The sequence below is a fragment of the Rhodococcus sovatensis genome, from assembly GCF_037327425.1.
GTDB classification, from domain to species: Bacteria; Actinomycetota; Actinomycetes; order Mycobacteriales; family Mycobacteriaceae; genus Rhodococcoides; species Rhodococcoides sovatense.
On sequence record NZ_CP147846.1, the window covers coordinates 5,496,157 to 5,515,535 of the forward strand.

The following is a 19,379-nucleotide window of genomic DNA, read 5'->3' on the forward strand; positions in this document are numbered from 1 at the left end:
GGTCAGCTGTCGAGAGCGACCTTCACGTGCACGCTGTCACCGTCCCTGTGCGCCACCGCCCGACCCGTCCGTCGTGTGCCGTCGAGCTCGATACGGATGGGACCGCCATCGGGATAGAAGTTACGCCACCACGACTTCTTGTCCGGCATAGCGACGCCGATGATCACCTCGTCACCTCGGCGGTGGTATGCGACTGGAATGGTGAATTCCTTGCCGGACTTGCGGCCCGTGTAGGTGATCTCGGTGAGGGTGCCCGAGATGTACTTGCCGATGATCGGGGCGTTGATCAACGGCCGAACGAGAAGGTTGAAACCCTTGGCTACACGCTGGAATGTATTCACCGTGTGAATGGTGCCACGCGCGTCAGTGTGCCGCTACCGCGCTCAAGCGCTCCCGGACTATGGCGTCGGCGGCCTGACCTGCCAGGATTCCCTGCTCGTGCTGACGGGTGAGGATCCGTCCGACGGTGACTCCGATGTTCTTCACCTGAGCTTCGACTTCGCTGCGGGGAGTGTCGGCGATTTCCCCGGCAACCTGGATGAGACCTCCGCTGTTGGAGACGAAGTCCGGGACCCAGACGACACCCTTGGCGCGCAGCGACTCTTCGACGCGTGCGACGGCGAGCTGGTTGTTCGCCGCTCCGCAGACCACGGCCGCGTTCAGTGTGCGCACACTGAGGTCGGTGAGCGTGGCGCCCATCGCGCACGGTGCGTAGATGTCGATGTCCTTGTCGATGACCGTCTCGGCGATGGCGACGCCCGGGAACGCGGCCTTCACTCGTTGCAATGCAAGGGCATTGACGTCGGTGGCGGTGACCACGGCTCCCGCGTCGAGCAACAGGGAGATGAGGTTGTATCCGACCTTGCCGGTTCCCTCGACGCCGACCCGACGTCCGGTCAGATCGGCGGATCCCCACACGGACTTCGCTGCGGCAGTCATCGAATTGAAGACGCCGAGGGCAGTCATCGGCGCACTGTCACCCGAGCCGCCCGCTGCAGGTGTCCTGGCCACGACGTGCTCGGTCGACCGTCCGATGATGTCCATGTCGTCGGATGTCGTGCCGACGTCACCGGCAGTGATGTATCGCCCGTTGAGTGTCTCGACGAACCGGCCGTACGCCTCGAGCAAGGCCGGTGTCTTGTCCAACGCCGGATCTCCGATGAGAACTGCCTTGCCTCCGCCGAGCTGCAACCCCGCCGCGGCGGCCTTGTAGGTCATGCCGCGCGAGAGCCGCAGGACATCGGTCAGCGCAGCCTGCTCGTCGCGGTAGGGGTAGAACCGCGTGCCACCCAACGCGGGACCGAGCGTCGTGGAGTGTATTCCGATGATCGCTTTCAAGCCTGTTGCTTTGTCCTGACAGAACACAACCTGTTCGTGAGGTGAGTCGTCAGCGAAGTCCGGGCGGTCGAATACGCCGGAGTAGGCGTCGATGTCGACCTTGTGTTCGGCGGCGTGCGTCATGGATGTGCTCCTGTGCGTGTGTGAACGGATTTCTTCTCTAGTGCAGCGTTATGGCAGGTGCTTCGATGCCGAGACGCTTCAACGTCCCGAGGTAGGTGGAGATGTTCCGCAGCTTGACGTCCTCGTAGCCGCGGACGATATCGGCTGCTTGCGCGAATTCGACAGCAGTCGAGTAGTTTTCGGTCGACAGCGTCGACGCGAATTCCTGCACGGTCGCGATGTAGTGCGCCAGCAGTGTGCGCTCGATGCGCCGCACCTTCGCGTAGCCGAACGGATCGAGCGGTGTACCGCGAAGAACCCGGCCGCGCGCGAGGACCTTCAGAGCGAGATGGCTCTTCGGCCCCATTCCGATCTTCTTCTTCCGCCCGAGCGCCTTCAGCGCAGGTGGGTGCAGCTTGTAGGTCAGCTTCTCACCACCGGGCACCTCGGCTGCAACGGAGCTGAGGAACGCCGGATCGGTCAGCATCCGCGCGACCTCGTACTCGTCCTTGTATGCCATCAGCTTGTGCAGGCCGTGCGCGACAGCATCGGTGAACTCTCGGCTTTCCCCTACGGAACTCTCTGCATCCCAGACGGTTTGGACGAGGGAAAGATAGCGCCGGGTGATTGCAGGTCCCTGGTACGACATCAGCTGCGCAGACCGTCGTTCGACCGTGTCGAGGGTCTCGCCCTCGATCGTCAGATCGGTCAGCAGATGCGTCGGGACTGCTGTGTCGCTGCGGGCGGGAGCGACGGAAGACTCCACTGCGTCGGAGAAGGCCTTCGGTTCGGCTACACGAGCGCGGCCCCAGCGGAAGGCGGCGATGTTCGCAGACACTGCAACCCCGTTGATCGTGATCGCCTCTTCGATCGACGCTGCCGAAACGGGCAGTCCACCAGCCTGATATGCGGCTCCGACGAGCAGGAAGTTCGCAGCTGCGGTGTTGCCGAACAGCATTTCCGATGCAGCCGATGCGTCGAACGAGTACATGGATTTCGACACCGCCGCGAGCCTGCCGATGAGGTCGTCGTCGGCCGGATACTGGACGGAGGAGTCGTAGACCATGTCGCCGGTGGCGGTCTTGGTGGTCGAGGCGACCATGACGGTGCGTTCGGCGCTTCCGAAGCCGACATTCTTCGCGTCGGCTGCGGTCAGCAGATCGAACGCGAGAACGCAGTCGGCCGAGGACGGGCTGATGCGGTTCGACGATTCCCGAGCGTCCGTGGCCAGGCGTAGATGCGAGGTGACCGGTCCCGCTTTCTGGCTCAGACCGATCTGGTCGAGGCCTTCCACGTGCAGACCGAAACGCAGCGCCGCCATACCGAGAACCTGGTTGACGGTGACGATTCCGGTCCCGCCGATGCCGGCAAGGAAGATGTTGTGAATCCCGGTCAGCGCGTCGCGCTTCGGTTCCGGAGCCGACGGCGGTTCGGGGACGGCCCTGCGTGCGGGGGAGGCGTTTTCGGGAATCTCCACCGTCACGAACGACGGGCATTCACCTTCCAAGCACGAGTAATCGGTGTTGCAGGTCGTCTGATCGATGGTGGTCTTGCGGCCGAACTCGGTGTCGATCGGCTGAACCGAGAGGCAGTTGCTCTTGACGCCGCAGTCGCCACACCCTTCGCAGACCGCCTCGTTGATGACGACGCGTGTTCGACGCGGGGGCAGGGTGCCGCGCTTGCGTTTACGGCGGGCCTCGGCCGCGCACTGCTGGTCGTAGATCAGTACGGTGACGCCGGGGACCTCGCGCAGGAACCGCTGTGCTTCGTCGAGACGCTCACGCTCCCACAGAACCGTTCCGGCGGCGAGATTCGCCTTGCGGTGCCGCTGCGGCTCATCGGCGCAGATGATGATCCGACGGACGCCCTCCGAGGTGAGCTTGTGCGTCAACTCGGGGACGGTGAGACCGGCTTCGGCATCCTGAGCGCCGGTCATCGCGACGGCCGAGTTGTAGAGGATCTTGTAGGTGATGTTCACTCCGGCAGCGATGCACGCCTGGACGGCCAGCTGACCGGAGTGGAAGAACGTTCCGTCGCCGACGTTCTGGAAGATGTGGTCGACGTCGGTGAACGCGGACTGACCGATCCACTGTGCACCCTCGCCGCCCATCTGCGTGAGGCCGGTGACCTGGGAATCGGTCCGTGAGGACATCGTGACGAGCGTGTGGCACCCGATCCCGCCACCGGCCAACGATCCCTCCGGCACCGCCGTCGAACGATTGTGTGGGCAGCCCGAGCAGAAGTACGGCGCCCGCTTGGCAGGCAGAACGGTGAGATCGAGGACGGGCAGTGGCGGCTTCGGCAGCTCGGTGTACCCCTTCAGGACCCGGCGCAAAGGCCTGAGCGTGCGAGCTGCGGTGAGTTCTCCGTCCGCCGGCACGAGGGGCCTGCGATCCGCGTCGTACTTGCCGACGATGTGCGGCGCGTCGGCCGTGCCGTACAGAGCTTCCTTGACCTGAGACTCGACGAAAGGCGTCTTGTCCTCGACGACGAACACCGTGTCGAGGCCGTCGGCGAACCGCTGGACCTTCTTCTCCCCGAGCGGGAACGGCATTCCGATGCGCATGACGCGAATGCCCAGCTCGAACAGGCGATCGCTTCCGAGGCCGAGTTCATCGAGGGCTTGCCGGACGCTGTCGTACGCCGTCCCGACCGCGACGATGCCCAACCGGGCCCGTGGCGGGTTGATGTCGATGCTGTCGATGTTGTTGGCGTCGTTGAAGCGCCGCACCATTTCCCAACGCGGACCGTACATGTCGGCTTCGGCGAGAAGACTGTCCGGCGGCGAAGCCATGATCCGCTGACGGTAGGTCCAAGGGCGACCCTCCCATTCCAGCGTCGGGCTGACGATGGGGAAGTCGGCGAAGTCGGTGCTCATCGTCCATAGTCCGTCGGCGACGTCGGCGACGATCTTCATCCCGGACCAGCACCCCGACAGCCGCGACAATTCGACACCGAGAAGACCGAACGCGATCACTTCCTCGGCGTTGCGAGGGAAGAAGATCGGCATTCCCAATGCGGCAAGGGACTTTTCGCTGGCAGCGGGGACCGTCGACGATTTGGCGGCCGGGTCGTCGCCGACCAGTACCAATGCTCCGCCCGACGGATGGGCGCCGTACATGGTGGCGTGGCGAAGCGAATCACTTGCGCGGTCGAGGCCGGGACCTTTGCCGTACCAGACGCCGACGATTCCGTCGTGTGTGCGTTGGCCTTTCGGCAGTTCCATCTGGCTGCCCCATACCGACGTAGCCGCGAGCTCCTCGTTCATTCCTGGTACGAGTCGAACGTCGTGCTCGTTCTTCAGCTCGGGGATGCCGGCAAGAAGTCGGTCGAGTCCGGCGAGCGGACTGCCCTGATATCCCGACACGAAGGTCGCAACGTTCCTGCCCGCACGGCGATCGCGTTCGTGTTGCTCGACCAGCTGTCGTGCAATGGCCTGCACGCCCGTCATCAAGACAGGTCCGGAGTCCGTTCGGTAGCGATCGTCGAGGTCGACCGCGCTCGGCGCTACGCGTGTGTCGTCGATTTGGGTCATGAAGAGGCTCCACTTCAGTACACTTGCACGCGGTCGAGATGAACAAAACGTGGTGTAAGCGTGCATCGATTCGGCTCTGCAATCAAAGGAAGGCGCAACAACTACACCATCGGGTCAGTTGGAGACGCCCGTCACGTCTGGAGTTGAGAACAATGCTCAAGATCGACCGGCTCGACATCGAGTTGCTCGGGGTTCTCTCACGCAACGCCCGCGTCGGAATCGTGGAACTGGCGTCTGCGTTGGGAGTTGCACGCAACACCGTGCAGGCCCGGTTGGCACGCATGGTCGAGGCGCGCGTCCTGTCCGGATTCCGACCCGAACTGGACCTCACCGAAGTGGGGATCGCTGTCGAAGCATTCATGGCGTTGGAGTTGGAGCAGGGCCGTATCCAGAAGGTCGTGAACGCGCTGACGTCGATGCCGGAAGTGCTCGAGATCCACGCGACGACCGGGCGTGAGGACCTTCTCGTTCGAGTGGCCACCGCTACGCAGGCCGACCTGCAAGCTCTCGCTCAGAGAGTGGTGTCCGTGCAGGGCGTGTCGCACTCGTCGACGACGCTCGCCCTGACCACCCCGCTGCGTTATCGCATACAACCTCTGCTCGAGCACCTCGGCAAGGAGGAGGGGTGGGGGCGTTCCACTCCGACCCCGCGCTGATCCCTCGCCCCAGGAACGGACCCGTCGGTAGGCTTCGGGTATGACGGAGACACCTTCGTGGATCGAACTGATGGGCCGGCATGCGGCGTCGGGCACCCACGGATTGACGGCCACCGTGACGACGCGAGGAGACGGCGAGCCCACGCACTGGCAGGTGTGGCGCTCACGCAGCGACCAGTGGCGCGTCGAGCAGGGCGGTGAACCGGTCTATCTCTTCGACGGCACGTCGGCCGTGATGCGCCGAGACGGCCGAATGCATCGATCGCAGAGCGACTTCCACATGCCATTGCTCGGATCGCCCGGACCGATGGCATTCGTCGGAGGGCAGTCTCTGCTCGAGCGGATGTCGCAGAAGATCGTTCCCTCACCGCCGAGACTCGTCTCCGAAGGTGGGCGTCGGGCATACGCCGTCGATCTCGCGCGCGACGGTGGGTCGGAAGTGGCCGAGGTCGTGCTGGACGACGAGACCGGGGTGCTTCTTCGCTTCACTGCCGATGCTGTCGACAGGCTCGTCGTGACCGATCTGCAGCTCCGCGGCGATTTGCCGGAAGACCTGTTCATTTGGGGTGGACCGGCTGAAGAGACGCCGCGGCCCGACCGCAACGAGGCACGGCGTCGGGCGCGGGAGGTGCCGTGGATCGCGGTATTGGTCCAGATGGTGCACGGGCCGAATCCCCCTGTGCGGGGGAAGCTCCGAAGTTCAGAGGAGCGCGGGGCAGCTGAGTCGTTCGGTCGGAATGTGGCGATCGGTTCGGTCGGTGACCTCTCGGTCTGGCGTGATGGCGCGCGCGTCCGCCTCGAACGGCCAGACGGCACGCCGGTCCTGATCAGCGACGGAATCCAGAGCTGGCGGTTCCGAGGCGGTAATGTGCCTGTGCACGAGCCTCTGGATCGGCTGCTGTTTCAGGGGAGCGGCACTGAATTGCTGGTGCGTCGACCGGCAGCGGAATGGGTCGGGGACGACTTCACCCAGCTGATCGGAACCGTCGAGATGACTCGTCGGCACGGGCGGTCCGTCTACGAGTTCGATCTCGCTCCGCCTGTGCACAAGCCACACCCGCTGCACATGGTCGTGGACGCAGAGACAGGACTTGTTCTTCTGCAGGGAGTTCCGTCGGTCGGCGCGGTCGACGAGTGGACCGAGTTCGAGGTCGTGGACTCGCTCGACGACGAGCTCTTCAGCTGGTCGGGGCCGTCGGAGTCGGCCGAGGAGCTCTTGCGGCGACAGCAGGAAGAGGACGAATCGGCTCGAAGAGAACACTTGACCTGGTTCCGCGACCATGTCACCGCTGAGCCGTTGACCGTCGAAACGACGATCACACTCGAAGTGACTCAGATTCACGAATTGGACGAGCAGACAGGTGAGTTCAGCGCGAGCCTGGGCGATCACCGTCATTCCGGATCGCTCTCCAGGCGGCTTCATTCCGAGAATGTGTGGGCGCCGTACCCGGATGCCAGGATCTGGTCGAGCCACGGTTTCGACTGGGTACTGACGCTACGCGGCGTCGAGCTGAGCGACAGCGCGTTCGCGGACCTGCGGCGTCGCATCGATCCGAGTACTAGTTAGACCACGGGGGTATTGTCGTTCGGTGCCCAGCCTTAGTCCTCGTCGAGCCGGCGCGTTGGCCGATGCGCTGACGATCGTGTCCATCGTCGCCCTCGGTATCGGTGTTGCGGCGGTGGTGGATCGTAGCTCCTCGGCCCATGAATCCCCCGAATCGCCCGAGTCTTCCCGTTCTGTCGTTGCGGCCACCACGGAAGCCCAGGTGGCACCTGTCGATTCGACCTATCGGACTCCGGAAGTAACCTTCCCGACGACTATCCCGGGCTGCGACGTCGTCGAACCGCCGTCCGAAGGGTCGTTGACGTGGGGGCAGCTCGTCACCAGTGAAGATGCGTACGACAATCCGCAGTACCCCTGGTATTCCGGACCGCGGTCGGTGATGATGACCGAAGCGTTGCAGCAGGCGCTTCCCGAGGGCGTGGACATCCAATTCGGCAGTCACCGAGAGTCGTTGGTGTTCCAGCCGATCCCGCAGACCTCCGTCGAACCGGGGGAACCTGTAGTGCCGGGTTGGGCGTCGGCGTCTGCAGAGATGGGACGTGGTGACGCTATCGGTCTGCTGGCCGTGGCCGTGGCAGCGAATACCCCGGTTCCGCCGTGTGTGGCAGGTGCGGTGCAGGAACGGACAAGGTCTTCGGATGGAACGGTCACCGACATCGACGAATCCTGGTACGAGTACGGCACGGACAGAACGAATTTCCGCAGTGTGATTACCTATACTCCGGACGGATCGGCGATCTCCGCAACCGCTTCCGACGCCGAGGGATTTCCGTCGGTCAATGCAGGGAATCGCGACACAGTGCTGACCGTCGATGAGCTGAAATCTATTGTCGCGCTGCCGGACCTGCGAGTCACCGCGCCGGTGCCCGCGAACACTCCTGGGCCGATGGCCGGGTGCGACGGGTCGGTGGCGTACAGCTCCGACGGACCCCCGATCGACGCTGATGCCGCGGAGAAGTTGAACGACGCCCTCGCCGAAGTCGATATCGACGAACGATTCGAACCAGGCCTGAACACGCTGAGACTCGCCGACTTCGGGACCGAAGTTGTGTGCACGCACGTCGCCGTACTCGGAACCGGTGCAGACATTTCCATGTCCATCATGGGTGGGCAGGAACTGCCGACGGTTCCCGACATCTACGATCCGGCGTACGACAACCGCCCGCTCTCTACCGAAACCCTCGACGACGGTGCGGTTCTTCAGCTCGACGAGATGCCCTACTCCTATTCGCCTGCTCCGCAGGAGGGGTCGACGGGCGGGATGCGTCGCACCGTCACGGTGACGTACCCGTCGGGAACGCAGGTGGAGGTTCGCTCACACGCCGAACGTCCCGACGAGCCTCTCGGAGTGGACACGCTGCGAGCCATCGCCACCGCGGACGGATTGGACGTTCTGTGAACCCCTACCGAAGGCTGGCCGTCACTGCCGTGGTTGCGATCGTCAGCGTCGGCGTAGCAGTAGCTTCGGTGGCCACTGCACCTCGCGAGGACGTGGAGCCCACACGGTCGACTGCCACGTCGCCGGGGGCCGTCTGGACTCTCGACGCTGCCGACGTGCTCGGTGACGAGTTCGCGACGTTCGAAGACCCCGTCGGTGGACGATTCGGTGAGGTAGCCGGAGGCGTCATCGACGCGGGTGATGTGCTCGTTGCGAAGGCCGGCTTGATCAACCAGGAGTCGAAGGAGTTCGAGAGATCGGAACTGGTCGGGTTCGACGCTTCGACGGGTGTCGTGCGGTGGACGGCGTCGGCCGACGGGATCGGTCATTGCTCGTCGACAGTTGTCGGTTCGTTCGTGTTGTGCATCAGTGGAAGTGATGTCGTAGCGGTCGATTCTGCGTCCGGGGAGGTGACGCGCTACCCAACCGGGTGGAACCTGTTCCGCGTGACTGCGGACGGCGCCGATATCTACGTGGTCGAGGGGGAAGAAGACGGATACTCCGTCCGTATTCATCGGGGGACGCTCGACGACTTCGACTCGCGGTGGTCACTCACCGTGGACGACACGTGGGTGGACCCGAGCAATCGGCTCGAGATCGTGACGATCGCAGGCGGCAACGGGGTGGCCCGGTTCTCGTCGGGAACAGCCTTGTTCGATGTCGAGACCGGTGAACTTGTCGACAACTTCGCCTCTCCCGACTGCGTACGCGAACGATCCAAGCGCGGTGACGAGGTCTTCTTCGTGGTCGGTCGGCGTTGCTCCGACTTGTTCGTCTTTCGCTCGGACCTCGTCGACTCGACCGGACGAACCATCGCGACGGCAGATACCGAGCTCTATCAGCGGGTATCGGTCGATGCGCTGAATGCGCCGGACGATCCGGTCATGTTCGGCGGCACAGCGTTCGACCCGATTTCGGGCCAAACGCTCTGGACGGCGGACGACTACAACTTCACCAGCGACGTTGCGATAGTCGACGGCGTGGTTATCGCACAGTCCGTGCCGGCGCGCGATCTCCGCACAGGTGCGCAACTGTGGTCGGACGATGTGGAGCCGGTCAATACTCTGCCGACGGCGGTGCATGGCGGCGCCGCGTACGTCGTGGACTGGCAGGAGATCCTGGCGCTCGATCCTGCCACGGGTAGTCGTCGCGCATCCGTGTCGATCGATTCACTGGTGGGCAACACCGACGGTAGGTCCGAGGAGGTAGCGCTCCAGGAAATCGGAGGAGGGGTTCTGGTGGTCAACGAGACGCGGCTCAATCTGTTGCCACCTGTGAGCGAGTAGTTTCGATCGGCGCTGGGTAGGTAGTCTTACCTTTGTTGTGACGCCGCCTGGTGTCCTCAGCAGCTCAGCGACGTCTCACCCGTTCTCGGCGCACCGGCGCACAATGGCAGGAACGACTTCTACTCCTCGGCTCACTCACCGGCGACGTTCTGGTGATCTCCAATCAGGCCTCCGATCAGGCCGAGTTCGACGCATGGTTCGCGAATCCGCTGATCGCGCGTCTCCCCAGCGTGCAGAACGACCAAGCGATCGTGCTGAACCTGTCACCCGAACGGAGGGTCACCTACAACGGCGAGCTGCAGGAGTTCACTGGCCACTTCGGTCGGACCTGCTGGTGCCCAAGCTTTCGGACAAGCTCAGCTGACTAGCTGGCGACCGGCACACTCGCGGCCGACATTGCGGCGGCGATGATCGCCAGCACACCGAGAACGATGTACGCACCCGAGTAGCTCCCCGTCCATGATGCGAGCAGCGCACCCACCCATGGTGCGAATGCCATCGTGACGATCACGGGTGCGGACACGACTCCGTTCAAGTGTCCGTACTCAGAGGGCCCCCACCTGTCGGTGATCGCGGTGGCTTGGATGAGCGTGAGCACCCCGCGCGCGAGTCCGGCGCCGACGGCGAGAGCGATGAGTCCCACCGTCGACGTCGCGACACCCAGGAAGAAAGTGGTCACAGCGGCGGCAGCGATGATGCCGACGGTTCGCCCGCGAACTCCGGTGAACCGTTGCAGCGGCAGGTATCCGATGCGTCCGAGGACTTGCCCGAGGCCGCCGAGTCCGAGTGCGGTGGCAGCGACGGCAGAGTCGGCGCCGTGCTCGAGCAGTAGTGGCACGAGGTTGAATACGCCTGCGAACGCGACGAACGCCGTCAGGCTCAGGGACGCGGTGAGCATGATGAACGGCCGACTGCGGACGACGTCGGACCGGTGCATCGCACCATGATGTGGCGCGCTCACATCGGGCCAGCGTCCCCGCAGGCCGAGTAGGTGACCCGGGACGGTGACGACGAACAGTAGGAGTGCGAGTACCAGATATGTTCGACGCCAATCGCTCTGATTCGACAGTAGGGCCGTCAGTGGCGCGAACACCGTGCTGGCCAACCCGGCCGCGAGGGTGAGGATCATCAGCGCGCGTACGCGGTCCGCTCCCCACCACCGCGTCAACGCTGCGAATGCGGGAGGATACAGAACAGCGCCCATCGCAGTCCCCGCGATGACCCACCCGAAGTAGAACATCGTCAGGTTCTGCGACACGGCGACGAGCACCAACGCAGGAGCTGCAACGACCGATCCGAGCGTCATCACCCAGCGCGGTCCGTGGCGATCCAGCATCCGCCCGACCGGGATGCCGATAAGCGCTGCAACGAGTTGGCTCAACGAGAACGCCGCGACGATCGACGTGGTCGACCATCCCGTGTCCGCGGAAATCGCAGGGGAGAGAACAGGAAACGCGTAATACAGAATGCCCCAACTGGTGATCTCGGTGACGCACAGAACCGACAGCACCCGGCGTCGACCAGGATGTGCTTCCTCCTTCGTCGACGCCGGATCGGTGACCGACTCAGTCACGGCTGCCAGACGGCGCGCTGAGGCTGATCAGCTCCGGTGCCGCCGGCGCGCCGCAACATCCACCACTCCCGCCGGCGTCGGCATTCGGGTCGTCGAAGAGTCCGGCACCGCCGCAGACGCCGGTATCGGGAAGCGTCAGTTCGACCTTTCGCGCACCGTCATGATCACCCGCGAGTTCGGCTGCGATGCTGCGGACCTGCTCGTAACCGGTCATCGCCAGGAACGTCGGGGCACGGCCGTAGCTCTTCATGCCGACCAGGTAGAGGCCGGGCTCGGGCTGGGTGAGTTCCTCGACGCCGTGTGGGTAGACCGTTCCGCAGGAGTGCATGTTCGGATCGATCAGTGCTGCAAGGAACTTCGGGGCTTGCAACGTGGGATCGAGATCGAGGCGAACCTCGGACAGCCAGGACAGATCCGGTCGAAATCCGGTCAGCGCGACGATTCGGTCGACGCCGTCGATGCGGGCACCGGCGTCGCCGACGAGTGTGAGCTGGTCACTGTTTGCCACAACTTCCTCGGTGCGGAATCCGGAGACCACGTTGAGGTAACCGTCATCGACAGCCTTCTTCGCCCGTAGACCGAGCGCGCCGCGTGCTGCGAGCTCGTCGGACTCACCGCCGCCGAACACCGAGTCGGTGACACCGCGTCGCACTGCCCAGGTGAGTCTTGTGCCCGGATGGGTGGCGGCCAGCTCGGCAAAGGTGATGATTGCAGTCAGCGCCGAATGTCCACTGCCGGCGATGACGATGTGCTTGCCTGCGAACTCGGACCGGATTGCATCGTCGGTGAGATCGGGAACGCGGTAGTCGATGCGCCGGGAAGCGCCGCGTTCTCCGATGGCCGGAAGTCCCTCGCTACCTAGCGGGTTGGGGGATCCCCACGTGCCGGAGGCGTCGACGACGGCCCGAGCCAGGATGCGTTCCTCGCTGCCGTCACCGTGACGAACGTGGACCGAGAGGGGTTCGGTGTCACGGCCGGCGTCGACGACGCGATCACGTCCGCGTCGCGCGACACCTACTACCTCGGAGTCGAATCGGACCGCGTCGCCGAGCTCTGCAGCGAGCGGCGCGAGGTAGCTTTCGACCCATTCGCGGCCGGTGGCGTAGGTGTCGCCGTCGGGCGCGGTCCATCCGGTCGGCGCGAGCAACCGCGCAGCGGCGGGGTCGACGACCTCGGACCACGGGGAGAACAGGCGGACGTGATTCCACTCTGCGACGGAGGATCCAGCACCCGCGCCGCGTTCGAGCACGACTACCTCGGAGCCGGTTTCGGTCAAGTGTGCAGCGGCGGCGAGGCCGATCGGTCCCGCTCCGACCACTACTACGGGGTACTCGGTCATCTGTACTTCCCTTTCATCGATGGTCATCAATGTTCGCTGAGCCGACTATATCGATGGTTGTCGATGATGGCAACCATCGATTGCTGTCGATATACTCGCGTGATGACCGCAGCCGCACTTCCAGTCCAGGTAGAGCCGCTTGCCGCCGATGATGCGGCGACGTACGCCCAGTGGTTCGCGTGCTTGGCCGAGCCGATGCGCGTCCGAATTCTGCATCTCGTCGCCGGATCCCGATCGGGAATCGCCGTCGGAAAGCTTGCCGATGCGCTCGACATCGGCCAGCCGACGGTGTCGCATCACGTTCGCAAGCTTGCCGACGTCGGATTCGTGACCCTCGACAAGAGGGGCACTACGACGATCGTTTCGGTCAATCCGACGTGCTGCACCGGCCTCCCGCACGCCGCGGATGCGGTCATGGGTCTGCTGACGCCCAGGCCGTGCTGCCCGGTGGACCTTCCGGACGATGTCACGGTTCGCGCGATGGAGGACGGCGATTGGAATGCAGTTCGCCGGATCTACGCCGAGGGCATCGCAACCGGTGACGCGACGTTCGAGACCGATGTTCCTTCGCAGCAGGCGCTGGACGAGAAGTGGTCGGTCGGTCACCGCTGGGTCGCAGTAGTCGACGAACAACTTGTGGGATGGGCGACGTTGGCTCCCGTCTCCGCCCGCGACTGCTACCGCGGAGTCGCCGAGAACTCGGTATACGTAGCAGACGGGTATCGTGGCCGCGGCGTGGGAAAGTCGTTGATACACAAGCAGGTCAACGAGGCTGATGCTGCTGGTCTGTGGACACTGCAGACGTCGATCTTTCCCGAGAACCGAGCGAGCATCGCGCTGCATCATTCGTCGGGATATCGCACCGTCGGGATCCGCGAGCGCGTCGCCCAGCTCGACGGCGTCTGGCGTGACACCGTCATGCTCGAACGCCGCCGCGCGGACTGAGCACAGGCCCATCGGATTCACGACAGCGTCTTCACGAGTGCAGAGACTGCTGAACGTGCGGTCCTCCCCACCCCGATCAGTGTCGCCGACGCTGGGCCGCACCAGTCGCCGTATCCCAGGAATACCATCGTCGGCTCGTCCTGAACGTGGTTGCCGTTCAGTGCTATTGGCGACGAATCGGTGGATGGCAGATGCAGCGCTCGCAGGTGCCGCAGCGCAGAGCGGAATCCGGTGCACCACACGATGGCGTCGAATTCCTCGGTTCCGTCCTCGCCGAGCACTCCATCCGGAACGATCTCCGTGAACATGCGTCGGCTGTGCAGGACGCCCCGCTCGCGTGCGTCTTTGACCGGTGGAACCATGACGATGTCCCCCAACCCGGTGACGCCGCCGGAGTCGGCTGCGCCGCTGGCGAGCGCGCGGGCGCGATCACTGGCAACGTCGAACAGGACTCGTCCGTCGACATCGTCGGCAAGAAACCGCGGTTCCCGAGCGGTGAACCACACCGTATCGGCGACGGTGGATATCTCGGCAAGGATCTGCGCCGCAGAGTTGCCTCCACCGACGATGGCAACTTCTCTACCCGAGAACTGTTCGGGGGTGCGGTAATCGGCAGCGTGCAACTGCACGCCGCCGAAGCTGCGCATTCCGGGATAGTTCGGCCAGAACGGACGTGACCACGTTCCGGTGGCGTTGACGATTGCTGACGCGTCGAATACGCCGCTGTCGGTTTCGACGCGATACCGATGATGGTCACCGCGACGAACCGACTCCACCCGTACCGGTCGGTGCACAGGGAGGTCGTACTTCTTCTCGTACGCGGTGAGATAGTCCACGACGTGGGAGGCAGGCGGAAAGCCCTGCGGCCACGGCGGCATCGGCCATCCCGGCAGTCGTGAGTACTCGGCGGGCGAGAACAGGTGAAGTGACGGCCAGTAGTCCTGCCAGGATCCGCCCGGACGGGGCTGGTCGTCGAGGATGACGAAATCCAACCCCGCCCGGCGTAGGTAGTAGCCTGCGGCGAGACCGGCTTGGCCGCCACCGATGACCACGGTGGTCACGGCCGCACCAGTAGTTGCGAGTGGGCAGGAAGACACATTTGCGCTGATTTCACGCGGGAACCCGCGTGATTCGGTCGCAAGTGTGGCTTCCTGCCCATTTATCGGTCACCGAGACAGGCGAGCGGTGAGGTCGTCGACCCTAGCGGAGATGTCGTCGCGAACAAGCCGCATGCGTTCGATGCCGTCGATACCGCGCTCGGATGGCTCGTCGGTATCCCAGTTCAGATACGTCGGACCGTCTATCGCGTCGAGCTTCGCTTCACTGCCGAGGGTGATGACGTAGTTCATCCGAGCCAGCAATTCGGGATCGATCGGCTTGGGCTGCTCACCGGTGAGATCGACACCGACCTCGAGCAGTGACTCTGCGGACAGCGCATTCACTGCACTGCCGGGCTTGGTGCCGGCCGAATGCACCTCGACTGAATCGCCTGCCGCTTTGCGCATCAGCCCGGCGGCCATCTGCGACTTGCCACCGTTCTTGACGCAGACGAACAGTACGCTCGGTGTGCTCATCGAGCCGTAACAGACTGCGACAGTTCGGCAATCAGGTCTTCGATGCGAGTCTTGATCTCGTCGCGGATCGGTCGGACCGCCTCGACTCCCTTGCCTGCGGGATCGGGTAGAGCCCAGTCGCGGTAACTCACGCCTGGGAAGACCGGGCATGCGTCCCCGCACCCCATGGTGATGACGACGTCGGAGGTTTCGACGGCTACCGGGGTCAGGATCTTCGGAGATTGTGCCGAGATGTCGATACCTAGTTCGGCCATGGCCTCCACGGCGGCGGAGTTGATGGAATCGGCCGGTGCGCTACCGGCAGAACGGACCTCGATGGTGTCGCCGGCGAGGTGGCTCAAGAATCCGGCGGCCATCTGGGAGCGTCCGGCGTTGTGGACGCAGACGAACAGGACGCTGGGTGTGTCGGACATCGAGATGGCCCTTCTGTATCGGGGGTCAAGCAGGAACGGATGAGGTCAAGTCGGTGAGAAGCTCGCTCACGCGGGCGTCGAGGTCGTCGCGGATGACCCGAACTTCGTCGAGCGACTTGCCGTCGGGGTCGGTCAGTTGCCAGTCCAGGTAGCGCTTACCGGGGTAGACGGCGCAGGCGTCGCCGCATCCCATCGACACCACGACGTCGGCCGCGGCGACAACGTCGTCGGTCAACGGCTTGGGGAATTCGCCTCCCAGGTCGATGCCCATTTCCGCCATGGCTTCGACCACGATCGGATTGATCTCGTGCGTCGGCGAAGATCCTGCCGATCGCACGTGTACCCGACCTTGTGCACGGTGGTTGAGCAAGCCTGCAGCCATCTGAGACCGCCCGGCGTTGTGGACGCAGATGAAGAGCACCTCGGGTACGAGCTTCGGTGCGTCACCTTGTGATTGAGCAAGTGCTGTGAGTCGATCGGCGGCGAACTTGCCTGCCAGCGTCGTCAGGTGTGTATGAATCTTCGAGGTCCGCCGCAGTGATGTGTAGGACTCGAATACATACCGTTCCACGGTTTGCATCGAAAAGATGCCTTCGTATTCGGCGGCCAGTCTCTCTGCGGTGCGCGAGAGTACGGCCTGTGGCATGAGTAGTTCGGGTTGCGCGCGGTGTTCGGACATCAGGACTCCTTTGTCGCTGTCGTCACGGATTTGCTGGGCGTGAAGCGTTTGCGGAGAGCCAGTGAGACGTAGACCAAGCCCACGAGCACTGGTACTTCGATCAGTGGTCCGACGACACCCGCGAGTGCTTGGCCGGATGTTGCGCCGTAGGTGGCGATCGCGATGGCGATGGCGAGTTCGAAGTTGTTGCCCGCAGCGGTGAATGCGAGAGTCGTGGTGCGTTCGTAGCCCAGGCCCATGGCGGCACCGAGGGCGTATCCGCCGCCCCACATCACCGCGAAGTACACCAGAAGCGGGAGTGCGATGCGGACGACGTCCAGCGGCTGCGAGGTGATCTGATCACCTTGCAGCGCAAAGAGAATGACGATGGTGAACAGCAGACCGTACAGCGCCCACGGACCGATCTTCGGGATGAACTTCGACTCGTACCACTCACGCCCCTTGGCGCGCTCACCGAAGTAGCGCGACGCGAACCCGGCGATGAGAGGGATGCCGAGGAAGATCAGGACCGACTTCGCGATCTGCCAGGGCGAGGCTTCGATGGTGGTCTGTTCGAGGCCGAGCCAGCCGGGCAGGATCGACAGGTAGAACCAGCCGAGAACGGCGAACATGAACACCTGGAACACCGAGTTGATCGCGACCAGCACGGCTGCCGCTTCTCGGTCACCACACGCGAGGTCGTTCCAGATGATGACCATAGCGATGCAGCGGGCCAGACCGACGATGATCAGTCCGGTGCGGTATTCGGGCAGATCGGGTAGGAAGAGCCACGCGAGTGCGAACATCAACGCCGGGCCCAGGATCCAGTTCAGAAGCAAAGAACCTATGAGCAGACGCTTGTCGCCGGTGACGGTGTCGAGACGGTCGTATCGGACCTTCGCCAGCACCGGGTACATCATGATCAGCAGTCCGATGGCGATCGGCAGTGAGACGCCGTCGATCGAGATGGCCGACAGGGCGTCGTTCATTCCTGGGATCAGTTTCCCCAGCAGGATGCCGACGACCATGGCTACACCGATCCAGACCGGGAGGAACCTGTCGAGGGTGGAGAGCTTTCCGACGACTGCCGGGTGGTCGGAGGTACTGGCTGCGGTGCTCATGCAGTCACCAGCGCAGCATCGTCAGCGGTTGGGTCGGCGGCAGCCAGCACCGACGACAACTGTTGCAGTGCTGTGGGAATGACCCAGTAGTACACCCAGGTGCCGCGCCGTTCGCAATCCAGAAGCCCGGCTTCGCGGAGAACCTTGAGGTGATGGGAGATCGTGGGCTGGGACAGGTCGAACGAATCGGAGATGTCGCACACGCACGCTTCGCCGCCTGCGTGGCTCGCCACGATGCTGAGCAGTCGGAGCCGGACCGGATCTCCCAATGCCTTGAACATCCGAGCGAGATCGCCTGCCCAATCGGTGGTCAAGGGTTCGCGGATCAAGGGCGAGCAACATGCACCACTTGCGGCGTCCTCGACGGGGAGGCTCTGTTTCGACATGCGTCTATATTGACAGTCGCCGAATTACGGGTCAAGCGAACAGCACGTGAACTCTCTCTAGCGCGCGGCCACCGTCGAACGCAGGAGGGCGAACGAGAATGCTGCCGTGACTGCCAGCAAGACGGCCATGACTGCACACGCAAGTCGGAAGTCGGCCAGTCCTGTCGCGAGCGTGAGCGCCGCCAGTCCCAGCGCACCGCCGAATTGTTTGCTGGTGTTCATCAGCCCGGATGCTGCGCCTGCGTCGTCGGGGGCGACGCCGCTGCTGACGGCTGTGGCCAGCGGTGTGTTGAGCAGTCCTCCGCCGACGCCGATCAGGATCGACGGGATGCCGATGGCGAGGAAGTAAGCGTCCGAGTGCGTTGACGCGAGGCTCGCACACATCAGTCCGATCGATGCCAGTGCCGCGCCCGCAGCCGCTATGCGGTGCGGCGGGTGTTTGTCGAGTAGGCGAGGTGTCAGGGCGATGCTGGTGATGACTACTGCTGTGGTGAGTGGGAGGAATCCGAAGGCCGTCCGAACTGGACTCAGATGTAGCGACTGCTGCATGCGATAGGTCAGGAAGAACCAAATGGGTACTTGAAAAACGGCGCCGGTCAACAGGGTCAACGCGTTCCCGGTGACAAGGATTCGGTTGGCGAGCAGTCGTGCCGGGACGAGTGGATTGGGTGATCGACGTAGTCGGACGACGAAGCCGACCGTGCCGACAATCCCGAGTAGCGCGGCCGCCGAGGCGACCGAGGTCGAGCCGTCGTCGCCGAGTTCGGTGACGGCGAGGGTGCATCCACCCAGTGCGGCAGCGCCCAGCGCGGCACCCGCCAAGTCGACCGACGGTCGGTTCGAGAGGACCGGTCGCGGAACGTAGCGAAACGTCATGAGCAGTACCGCAATGCCGATCGGCAGATTGATCAGCAGCACCGAACGCCATGAGATGTATTCGGTCAACGCGCCACCGACGATATTTCCGACTCCGCCGCCGGCGACGCTGACGGCCGTCCACACCGCAAGTGCCCGTGTTCGAGTGGGCCCTTCGGGGTATGTGGTTGTCAGCAGCGTGAAGGTCGCAGGAGAGACGACCGCCGCGGCCAAGCCCTGCGCGATGCGGGCGGCGATGAGCACTGAACCGGTCGGTGCAAGTCCGCCGGCGACGCTCGCCGCGACGAATGCCGTTGTGCCGATGATGAACACGCGTCGTGCGCCGTGCGTGTCCGCGACTCGGGCGCCGGCGAGGAGCGCGGCAGCGAACGCGAGGCTGTATCCGCCGGCAACCCACTGAATGTCCTTGGTGCTGAGAGTGAGTGCGGTGTCGATCTCGGGAAGTGCGATGTTGACCACCGACACATCGAGCACCACTGTCAGTTGCGCAAGTGCCGCGACTGCAAGTACTCCCCAACGACTCTTCGATACCATCGGATCACCCCTTTGATACAGTTGTATCAGACGGGAGGACG

Annotated in this window: 18 protein-coding genes; 6 read left to right on the forward strand and 12 right to left on the reverse strand. The window is 64.0% G+C overall.

The genetic code is table 11. The features are described 5' to 3' along the window. Positions 1–2 precede the first annotated feature (2 nt). From WDS16_RS25675 to WDS16_RS25685, 3 genes are read right to left on the reverse strand one after another with little or no spacing between them, the layout of a single operon-like run. Entirely contained in the window at positions 3–341 is a 339-nt protein-coding gene (locus WDS16_RS25675; protein ID WP_338888805.1) for a hypothetical protein, read from the reverse strand. A gap of 22 nt (positions 342–363) precedes the next feature. Further along, positions 364–1,461, reverse strand: coding sequence for a Glu/Leu/Phe/Val family dehydrogenase (locus tag WDS16_RS25680; protein ID WP_338888806.1), 1,098 nt, complete (start codon positions 1,459–1,461; stop codon positions 364–366). A 37-nt stretch (positions 1,462–1,498) separates the two neighbouring features. Then, on the reverse strand, positions 1,499–4,975 hold the full coding sequence (locus WDS16_RS25685) for an indolepyruvate ferredoxin oxidoreductase family protein (RefSeq protein ID WP_338888807.1): 3,477 nt from the start codon (positions 4,973–4,975) through the stop codon (positions 1,499–1,501). Between the two features lie 152 nt (positions 4,976–5,127). Between WDS16_RS25685 and WDS16_RS25690 the strand changes: the two genes are divergently transcribed. The 5 genes from WDS16_RS25690 to WDS16_RS25710 are packed head-to-tail and all read left to right on the forward strand — an operon-like array spanning position 5,128 to position 10,287. Beyond that, positions 5,128–5,631: an Lrp/AsnC family transcriptional regulator gene (locus WDS16_RS25690; RefSeq protein WP_338888809.1), complete on the forward strand. Its 504-nt coding sequence runs from the start codon at positions 5,128–5,130 to the stop codon at positions 5,629–5,631. Between the two features lie 40 nt (positions 5,632–5,671). Continuing rightward, positions 5,672–7,198: a hypothetical protein gene (locus WDS16_RS25695; protein WP_338888811.1), complete on the forward strand. Its 1,527-nt coding sequence runs from the start codon at positions 5,672–5,674 to the stop codon at positions 7,196–7,198. Positions 7,199–7,220: 22 nt separating this feature from the next. Continuing rightward, a complete protein-coding gene (locus tag WDS16_RS25700) occupies positions 7,221–8,594 on the forward strand; it encodes a hypothetical protein (RefSeq protein WP_338888812.1) in 1,374 nt (457 codons plus the stop codon). After that, positions 8,591–9,919, forward strand: a complete 1,329-nt coding sequence (locus tag WDS16_RS25705; RefSeq protein WP_338888814.1) for a PQQ-binding-like beta-propeller repeat protein — start codon at positions 8,591–8,593, stop codon at positions 9,917–9,919. The genes WDS16_RS25700 and WDS16_RS25705 overlap by 4 nt, the downstream gene beginning before the upstream one ends. 50 nt (positions 9,920–9,969) lie before the next feature. Next, positions 9,970–10,287: a hypothetical protein gene (locus WDS16_RS25710; RefSeq protein ID WP_338888815.1), complete on the forward strand. Its 318-nt coding sequence runs from the start codon at positions 9,970–9,972 to the stop codon at positions 10,285–10,287. Here WDS16_RS25710 and WDS16_RS25715 read toward each other — a convergent pair. Next, positions 10,284–11,492 (reverse strand): MFS transporter, encoded by a 1,209-nt coding sequence (locus tag WDS16_RS25715; RefSeq protein WP_338888816.1) that lies wholly within the window; start codon positions 11,490–11,492, stop codon positions 10,284–10,286. The two genes, WDS16_RS25710 and WDS16_RS25715, sit on opposite strands and share 4 nt — an antisense overlap. After that, complete coding sequence (locus WDS16_RS25720) at positions 11,485–12,831, reverse strand: FAD-dependent oxidoreductase (protein WP_338888818.1); 1,347 nt, start codon at positions 12,829–12,831, stop codon at positions 11,485–11,487. Before WDS16_RS25720 ends, WDS16_RS25715 begins: the two co-directional genes overlap by 8 nt. Positions 12,832–12,933: 102 nt before the next feature. Here WDS16_RS25720 and WDS16_RS25725 point away from each other — a divergent pair, with 102 nt between their 5' ends. Next, entirely contained in the window at positions 12,934–13,776 is an 843-nt protein-coding gene (locus WDS16_RS25725) for a metalloregulator ArsR/SmtB family transcription factor (protein WP_338888820.1), read from the forward strand. A 17-nt stretch (positions 13,777–13,793) separates the two neighbouring features. Here WDS16_RS25725 and WDS16_RS25730 read toward each other — a convergent pair whose 3' ends face one another. The 7 genes from WDS16_RS25730 to WDS16_RS25760 form a co-directional block, all read right to left on the reverse strand. After that, a complete protein-coding gene (locus WDS16_RS25730; protein WP_338888822.1) occupies positions 13,794–14,837 on the reverse strand; it encodes an ArsO family NAD(P)H-dependent flavin-containing monooxygenase in 1,044 nt (347 codons plus the stop codon). Between the two features lie 105 nt (positions 14,838–14,942). After that, on the reverse strand, positions 14,943–15,350 hold the full coding sequence (locus WDS16_RS25735; protein ID WP_338888824.1) for a low molecular weight phosphatase family protein: 408 nt from the start codon (positions 15,348–15,350) through the stop codon (positions 14,943–14,945). Continuing rightward, complete coding sequence (locus tag WDS16_RS25740) at positions 15,347–15,763, reverse strand: arsenate reductase ArsC (RefSeq protein ID WP_338888825.1); 417 nt, start codon at positions 15,761–15,763, stop codon at positions 15,347–15,349. Before WDS16_RS25740 ends, WDS16_RS25735 begins: the two co-directional genes overlap by 4 nt. A gap of 25 nt (positions 15,764–15,788) precedes the next feature. After that, a complete protein-coding gene (locus WDS16_RS25745) occupies positions 15,789–16,442 on the reverse strand; it encodes an arsenate reductase ArsC (RefSeq protein WP_338888826.1) in 654 nt (217 codons plus the stop codon). Beyond that, entirely contained in the window at positions 16,442–17,542 is a 1,101-nt protein-coding gene (gene arsB / locus WDS16_RS25750; protein WP_338888827.1) for an ACR3 family arsenite efflux transporter, read from the reverse strand. The genes WDS16_RS25745 and arsB overlap by 1 nt, the downstream gene beginning before the upstream one ends. Continuing rightward, positions 17,539–17,928, reverse strand: a complete 390-nt coding sequence (locus WDS16_RS25755; RefSeq protein WP_338888828.1) for a metalloregulator ArsR/SmtB family transcription factor — start codon at positions 17,926–17,928, stop codon at positions 17,539–17,541. The genes arsB and WDS16_RS25755 overlap by 4 nt, the downstream gene beginning before the upstream one ends. 57 nt (positions 17,929–17,985) lie before the next feature. Next, a complete protein-coding gene (locus WDS16_RS25760) occupies positions 17,986–19,338 on the reverse strand; it encodes an MFS transporter (protein WP_338888830.1) in 1,353 nt (450 codons plus the stop codon). Positions 19,339–19,379 lie beyond the last annotated feature (41 nt).

Coding starts and splice junctions, on each gene's coding strand:
- WDS16_RS25680 (WP_338888806.1), bottom strand. CDS start 1,461: ATGACGCACGCCGCCGAACACAAGGTCGACATCGACGCCTACTCCGGC.
- WDS16_RS25685 (WP_338888807.1), bottom strand. CDS start 4,975: ATGACCCAAATCGACGACACACGCGTAGCGCCGAGCGCGGTCGACCTC.
- WDS16_RS25690 (WP_338888809.1), top strand. CDS start 5,128: ATGCTCAAGATCGACCGGCTCGACATCGAGTTGCTCGGGGTTCTCTCA.
- WDS16_RS25695 (WP_338888811.1), top strand. CDS start 5,672: ATGACGGAGACACCTTCGTGGATCGAACTGATGGGCCGGCATGCGGCG.
- WDS16_RS25720 (WP_338888818.1), bottom strand. CDS start 12,831: ATGACCGAGTACCCCGTAGTAGTGGTCGGAGCGGGACCGATCGGCCTC.
- WDS16_RS25725 (WP_338888820.1), top strand. CDS start 12,934: ATGACCGCAGCCGCACTTCCAGTCCAGGTAGAGCCGCTTGCCGCCGAT.
- WDS16_RS25735 (WP_338888824.1), bottom strand. CDS start 15,350: ATGAGCACACCGAGCGTACTGTTCGTCTGCGTCAAGAACGGTGGCAAG.
- WDS16_RS25740 (WP_338888825.1), bottom strand. CDS start 15,763: ATGTCCGACACACCCAGCGTCCTGTTCGTCTGCGTCCACAACGCCGGA.
- WDS16_RS25745 (WP_338888826.1), bottom strand. CDS start 16,442: ATGTCCGAACACCGCGCGCAACCCGAACTACTCATGCCACAGGCCGTA.
- arsB (WP_338888827.1), bottom strand. CDS start 17,542: ATGAGCACCGCAGCCAGTACCTCCGACCACCCGGCAGTCGTCGGAAAG.
- WDS16_RS25755 (WP_338888828.1), bottom strand. CDS start 17,928: ATGTCGAAACAGAGCCTCCCCGTCGAGGACGCCGCAAGTGGTGCATGT.
- WDS16_RS25760 (WP_338888830.1), bottom strand. CDS start 19,338: ATGGTATCGAAGAGTCGTTGGGGAGTACTTGCAGTCGCGGCACTTGCG.